The organism is Variovorax sp. Soil_C_17 (assembly GCF_057657265.1).
The window spans coordinates 1-5,904 of record NZ_JBDGIT010000031.1 but is presented as its reverse complement, the minus strand read 5'-3'; the positions used below and the strand labels follow the sequence as shown (position 1 = coordinate 5,904).

Sequence of the window (5,904 nt, the reverse complement as noted above, 5' to 3'; positions counted from 1 at the left end):
CGCATGCAATTCTGATACGTATCACGTATGATTTGCTACATCATACATGGATAAGTACCGATAACGCTCCCTTATCGTGGGTAAAGGAGGGCGGATGAAGAGTACCTGAAATCAGGAAGTTCGAGCGTGAAGTTCAGGTCGGTTGTGAAGTTGCGGCCGGCCGGTGGGCCCCCAGGCCAAGAAAAAAGGATGGATATGAGCCAAGTCACAGAATTGAGAAGCCGCGGCATCCAGGAAGCCGACGTGTTCGCGGCCGCGGATGCGCTGCTCGCCGAAGGCAAGCGGCCCACCATCGAGCGCGTGCGCCTGAAGATCGGGCGCGGCTCGCCCAACACGGTGAGCCCGATGCTTGAGCGCTGGTTTGCGTCGCTCGGAGACCGGCTGGTGAGTGTCCAGGCGGGCGCCGGCAAGCCCGCGGGCAACGACGCCGACGGGATGCCGGTGGGGGTCCGGAACGCGGCGAAGCTGCTGTGGGAAACTGCCCGGCGCGAGGCCGAGGAAGTCCAGCGAGCCGAAGCGGCGGCGGTACGCGCGGAACTTCAGGCGCGCGAAGAGGCGCTGGCCGAGGCGCAAAGTGTGCTGGTGCAGCGCGAGGAAGCTTTCAAGCAGGCGCGCGTCAGCCTGGATGCGGCGCTGGCGTCCTCGCAGCAGGCGCGTGAAACCTTGGAGCGGCAGCTCAAGGAGCACGCCATCGAGGCGCACCGGGTGCGCGGCGGGCTGGAGGACGAGATCAAGCGGCTCACCGCCCTGCTCTTTCAGGCGGCCGAGACGCAGGAGGTCATGCGCCGTGAGCACGCCGAGACAATCGCGGTCAAGGACCAGGACCTGCGTCGCTCTGAAGAACGACATGCCGCCCAGGAGCGACGGATGCTCGAAGACGTCGACCGCGCCCGCCAGTCGGCCAAGCAGGCCGAGGCCGGGGCCGCCCGGGAGCAGCAACGGCGGCTCCAGAGCGAAGAGGCCGCGGCGCAGACGCTGGAGGCCGGGCGTCAGCGGCTGCGCGAGACTCAGCAGGCCGCGCAGCAGGTCGAGCGCGAGCTGCGCGAACAACTGGCGACCCAGGCGGTGGACTTGGCCAAGGCGAAAAGCGATGGCGAGTCGTTCCTGGAGCGCGGCCGGTACATGCATGCTCGGCTGCAAGAGGAAAAGTCTGCACATGAAGCGACGCGGCAGTTGCTGGCCAAGGCGCTCGACACCCAGGCCAAGCTCGAAATCCAGGGAAAGCCGGCGGCGAAGTCGCGGGCCCGGCCCAAGGGACCCGCGAGCGGCCCGTCAAAGTGAAGGCGCCGCCGGGGTTGCAGGAGGGTTTCTGTACACCTCGGGCACTCCTAAACCAACCAGGTGGAACAGGTGCGGCCCGAGCATAGCTCGCAACGCGCTGAAGAGCGGCGACAGACTGCGTTTCGCGCGTGCCGTGGCGTGTGCCTCGGGCATGTGCAGCTATCGCACATGCCTTTCTGTGGAGTGGGCCGCCGCAGCGGCTGATTCCAACTCGCTCACGACGTTTCTGGCGTGCTTCAGTGCAATTTCTAATGGGCTCCCCGCCGCATCCATTTCGCTCGCAACACGCTTGAGACACGCATTGATCACCGAAACCGGCGCGCCCAACTGCTCCCTCTCGTAGCGACATAGGCAAGTTCGATCCACCCCCAACTCCGCTGCGAAGGCGGCTTGGGTCTTCTGGCCTCGCGCGCTGCGCAGCAATTCGTGCTGCGAGCGGGGAAAGTATAAATGGGTCGTTGCAATTATCACAAGCTAAGTGCAATAATAGCACTATCCATCGATGTCAGGAGATGTGGCGGTCTTGTCCTCTACCATCGACGGGTTGGAGAGATTCCCCATGGCACGCGCGGACCAAGTCAAAGCATTACTTCGCGCCTTCGCCGGCAACGAAGAGGATCAGTTCCTCTCAGTTGCTCTGCAGGTAGCTGCGGACGAGGCGCAGCGCGGACACACAAAACTTGCCGACGAGCTCAAGAAGCTCGTGGATTTCGCGCGCGAGCAAGCTGCGCGCAGGTCGCCATCGCGCGTGCGTCCATCGCCGATTGGGCAGCCAAAGGGCGAACTGGCGGAATTGCTTACCGTCCACTATCCGCAGCAGCATCTCAATCAATTGGTCGTTCCTAACACGGTCCAGCAGAAGATCGAACGTGTGTTGACAGAGCAGCGTCAGCACGAGCGCTTGAACCATCATGGCCTATCGCCGCGTCGCAAGCTGCTGCTCGTGGGGCCCCCGGGAACGGGGAAGACGTTGACGGCAAGCGTTCTTGCGACTGAACTTCGCCTTCCCCTCTTCGTGGCGCGCTTCGATAGCTTGATCACAAAGTTCATGGGCGAGAGCGCCTCGAAGCTGCGGCTGGTTTTCGAGGCCCTCAAGGCCACACGCGGCGTTTACCTCTTCGATGAGTTCGACTCTCTGGGCTTGCAGCGTGGCGGCCAGCACGACGTGGCCGAAATGCGGCGCACCCTCAACATGTTCCTGCAGCTGATTGAGCAGGACAATTCAGACAGCTTGATCGTCGCTGCAACCAACCACGGTAAGGCACTCGACACGGCACTGTTCCGTCGGTTCGACGATGTCATTCGGTACGCGCTACCCGACGACGAGCAAGTTGAGCTGCTTCTGCGCAACGCTCTCGCCCTCTTGGCGCCGAAAACGTTGGCCTCTCGGGACTTGGCAGAACATGCCCGCGGCCTGTCTCACTCAGATATCGTGCGCGCCTGCAACGATGCGATGAAGGATGCCGTTCTTGCGCACGACGAGCACGTTTCATCGGCCAGCGTCATCACCCATTTGAAGGAGCGCGTACTCGCGCAACACGAATTGCAGCGCGTCGACTGATCAGGTAATGCGCTAAAGTTTCTCCTTGATACATGAGGGGAAGCCCAGCCTGAATGCCTGATCATCTTCTTATCCCTGGCCGCACGCAGCGCCGAGCCTTCCGGTCGACCCGGCAAGTCATCATCACCATTCCGAATCAGGCGAGGCAAGTCCAGCGCGGACGACGCCTACTCCGGGAACTGGACCGATTGCGAACCATTGAGCAGGACTTGCGAACTGCACGCGCCGAGGCCGGTATCGGCACTGACGCAGGCATGGCGATCTCGCTGGAGATCGAATCCGGATGGGATCTGGATTTTCACAACAAGCTGGAGTGGCGCCGCGAAGGTATCGAGGTGCTTTGCGTTACGTCGTCTGGCGCCAGAGAGATCGTGACGCTGCATGTGCCCGAGGGAAAGCTTGCAGCGTTCGAGAGGCGGGTGCGGGAGTACTTGGAGAGGGATGGCAAGCCTGATCGCAATGGGGTGGTCAAACCTGTCAACGTTGCCCTCGTCAATGCTATCGCTCATTTCCGGCGCGCAGTTTTTCAAGAGTTGTGGACAGACCTGGAGCCACCGCCTGCGCAAGATCAAGACGCCTGGTACCAAATCTGGCTTCGTCGCACCCATGAAACGGCCAAGGACGATCGCGATGTATTTGCCGCCGCGGCGGAAGGCTTTGGCATCACTACCGAGGCTGGCTTTGTCACATTCCCTGGCCGGGTTGTCATGGCTGCGCACACTACCCGAGCGCGTCTGGAGCAAGCTATCGGATTGCTTGATGTAGTCGCTGAGGTACGCGGCGTGCCAGCGCATGCCCAGTTCTTTTTGGAGGAACTGCGTCCCTACGAGCAGGCCGAATGGGTGCAGGACCTCGCTCAGCGAACCGCCGCGCCATCGTTGGGCCAAGGGCCGCACATCACCTTGCTGGACACGGGCCTCAACACGGGCCACCCGTTGCTCGCGCATCTTGCTGCGCCCGAGGATTGTCATGCTGTTCACGCCGAATGGCTGGCGAGCGACCACGAGGGTCACGGAACCCAGATGGCCGGAATTGCGATGATGGCGATCTGAGTGGGCCTCTCGCCTCGCGGGAAGAGGTCGTCCTTCCCCATCGATTGGAGTCAGTAAAGATCTTGCCGCCGCAGGGCAGCAACGCGCCTCACCTTTATGGATGGGTTACGGCCCGCGCGACTAAGTTGGCTGAGGATCATGCGCCAGGGCGGCCCCGAACGTTTGCAATGATGACCACCGCGGAGGGCCGTTCTGCCGGCATGCCCACTGAGTGGTCTGCAACCATCGACAAACTTGCCTTTGGCTACTCGCCTCCCGCGCTCGATCAGCCCGGAATCGAGATCAAGGGCCCGGAGCGGTTGTTCATCCTGGCCGCTGGCAATGTCGGCTGGCCGTTGTGGCACCAACATCCTGCGATCAACGATCTCAGTCCGTCGGAGGATCCCGCGCAATCGTGGAACGCATTGACCGTGGGGGCCTACACCCTGAAGACGAATGTCGACGCCAACCAATGGCCGTCTCTCACACCAATCGCGGCATCTGGAGGTCTTTCGCCCTCCTCCACCACTTCCCTTCAGTGGGGCCGGGCATGGCCGTTCAAGCCTGATGTGGTAGCTGAGGGTGGCAACGGCTGCTTGGACGCTCAATGGCCTGGCACAGCGACCGTGGGACCAGCAAGCCTGCGCGTCCTCACGACTTCACATCAGCCCGCGCAGTCTTCCCTGACCGAATCCGGCGATACGAGTGCCGCCGCGGCGGAAGTCGCCCGTGTGGCCGCGTCGGTTCAGGCTCGCTATCCCAGCTATTGGCCGGAGGCCCGGCGGGCGCTGATTGTGCATACGGCCCAAGTGACGCCGGCCATGCGCGCCAATTGGCCAGCAGTGCCGTTGAAGCACCACAAGGAAACATTCTTGCGCCGCTACGGCTACGGATGTGTTTCGCTCGAGCACGCGCTGGAATCGACCTCGCGCCGAGCGACCCTGTTGGTGCAGGAAACCATCGCTCCGTACGTTCGCGAAGACGGTCACATCAAACTTGGCAAGCTCAACCTGCATAGCCTGCCGTGGCCGAGCACCCAGCTACGCCATCATCCGCACGCCACGGTAGCCATGCGTGTGACTCTTTCCTACTTTGTAGAACCCAATCCAAGTCGGCGTGGCTGGCGAAGCAAGTTTCGTTACCAATCCCACGGCCTGCGCTTTGCAGTACAGGCGTCAACGGAGAACGTGGAGCGCTTTAATCAGCGAATCAACCGCATTGACCGTGAGGCCGGTGGCGAGCTGGCCCAGGGGGTGGGTTCGGATCCAGACGGTGCGCAGTGGCTCTGGGGCGCGCAGCTGCGATCCAGTGGATCGCTGCACTCGGACACTTGATTCGGGACAGCGGCGCAGATGGCCGACAGAACCCACGTGGCGGTGTTTCCTGTTGGCGGGTGGTGGAAGGATGCTTCGTCTGCGCAGGACGAGCTACTGACGGTTCGGTACGCGCTGTTGGTTACGCTGGAGGTGCTCGACGAGGTTGACGTGGACATCTATACCCCCATCAGTAACATGATTGCCGTCGCAGTGCCAGGGGCACACTGACGCTCGGTGACCACCGGTGTGTATTTCCACTTGATCGGCGACGCTTCGCCACTGGGCGCGGGAAGCATCGGGCGAGTCCTGCACGAAGACCGTGCCGATGGCGGCCGAGACCATGCGCCGCTGGGTCTTGCCGGCATGTGCCAGGGCGTTGCGCATGAAGTGCACCCGGCAACGCTGCCAGGTGTCCGCGCGATCACCCCCTAGGTGTGCTGTCCCACAAGTAACTGCGTATGAAACCGCGTCTTTCGACCCAGTGCGGCGTTGCAAATGCTCGCGATACCTATGGGTATCGCTGCGGTTTGCGCCTTGCCTTGGGCCGAAATCCATCGGTTTCATTCTGCGCAGCTATTGCGGGACAGCGCACTAGGAGCCTGCGCGCGCGTCACGCTTCTGCCGCGCAGTCTCCTAGTGGAGAGCATCTGTTTCCTGGGGGTGTGCAGCGCAGCATCTTTTCCCTGTGGCTACGCTGCGAGCGGCGGCTGAACCT

General features: G+C 62.3%; 5 protein-coding genes and 1 pseudogene. 5 read left to right on the top strand and 1 reads right to left on the bottom strand.

Features of this window, described 5'->3' with window-relative positions; genetic code table 11:
* The first annotated feature begins 126 nt into the window (after nt 1–126).
* From AC3A6Y_RS34810 to AC3A6Y_RS34790, 5 genes are all read left to right on the top strand, one after another.
* Nucleotides 127–1,281, top strand: coding sequence for a DNA-binding protein (locus tag AC3A6Y_RS34810; protein WP_487872763.1), 1,155 nt, complete (start codon nt 127–129; stop codon nt 1,279–1,281).
* A 559-nt stretch (nt 1,282–1,840) separates the two neighbouring features.
* Entirely contained in the window at nt 1,841–2,842 is a 1,002-nt protein-coding gene (locus tag AC3A6Y_RS34805; protein ID WP_487872762.1) for an AAA family ATPase, read from the top strand.
* A 53-nt stretch (nt 2,843–2,895) separates the two neighbouring features.
* On the top strand, nt 2,896–3,894 hold the full coding sequence (locus tag AC3A6Y_RS34800; RefSeq protein WP_487872761.1) for a S8 family serine peptidase: 999 nt from the start codon (nt 2,896–2,898) through the stop codon (nt 3,892–3,894).
* Nucleotides 3,828–5,207, top strand: a complete 1,380-nt coding sequence (locus AC3A6Y_RS34795; RefSeq protein WP_487872760.1) for a S8 family peptidase — start codon at nt 3,828–3,830, stop codon at nt 5,205–5,207. The genes AC3A6Y_RS34800 and AC3A6Y_RS34795 overlap by 67 nt, the downstream gene beginning before the upstream one ends.
* A gap of 18 nt (nt 5,208–5,225) precedes the next feature.
* On the top strand, nt 5,226–5,417 hold the full coding sequence (locus AC3A6Y_RS34790; protein WP_487872764.1) for a hypothetical protein: 192 nt from the start codon (nt 5,226–5,228) through the stop codon (nt 5,415–5,417).
* A gap of 27 nt (nt 5,418–5,444) precedes the next feature.
* Here AC3A6Y_RS34790 and AC3A6Y_RS34785 read toward each other — a convergent pair.
* Nucleotides 5,445–5,600, bottom strand: a pseudogene (locus AC3A6Y_RS34785) (transposase); the annotation flags it as partial.
* Between the last annotated feature and the right edge of the window lie 304 nt (nt 5,601–5,904).

Coding starts and splice junctions, on each gene's coding strand:
- AC3A6Y_RS34790 (WP_487872764.1), top strand. CDS start 5,226: ATGGCCGACAGAACCCACGTGGCGGTGTTTCCTGTTGGCGGGTGGTGG.
- AC3A6Y_RS34800 (WP_487872761.1), top strand. CDS start 2,896: ATGCCTGATCATCTTCTTATCCCTGGCCGCACGCAGCGCCGAGCCTTC.
- AC3A6Y_RS34795 (WP_487872760.1), top strand. CDS start 3,828: ATGGCTGGCGAGCGACCACGAGGGTCACGGAACCCAGATGGCCGGAAT.
- AC3A6Y_RS34805 (WP_487872762.1), top strand. CDS start 1,841: ATGGCACGCGCGGACCAAGTCAAAGCATTACTTCGCGCCTTCGCCGGC.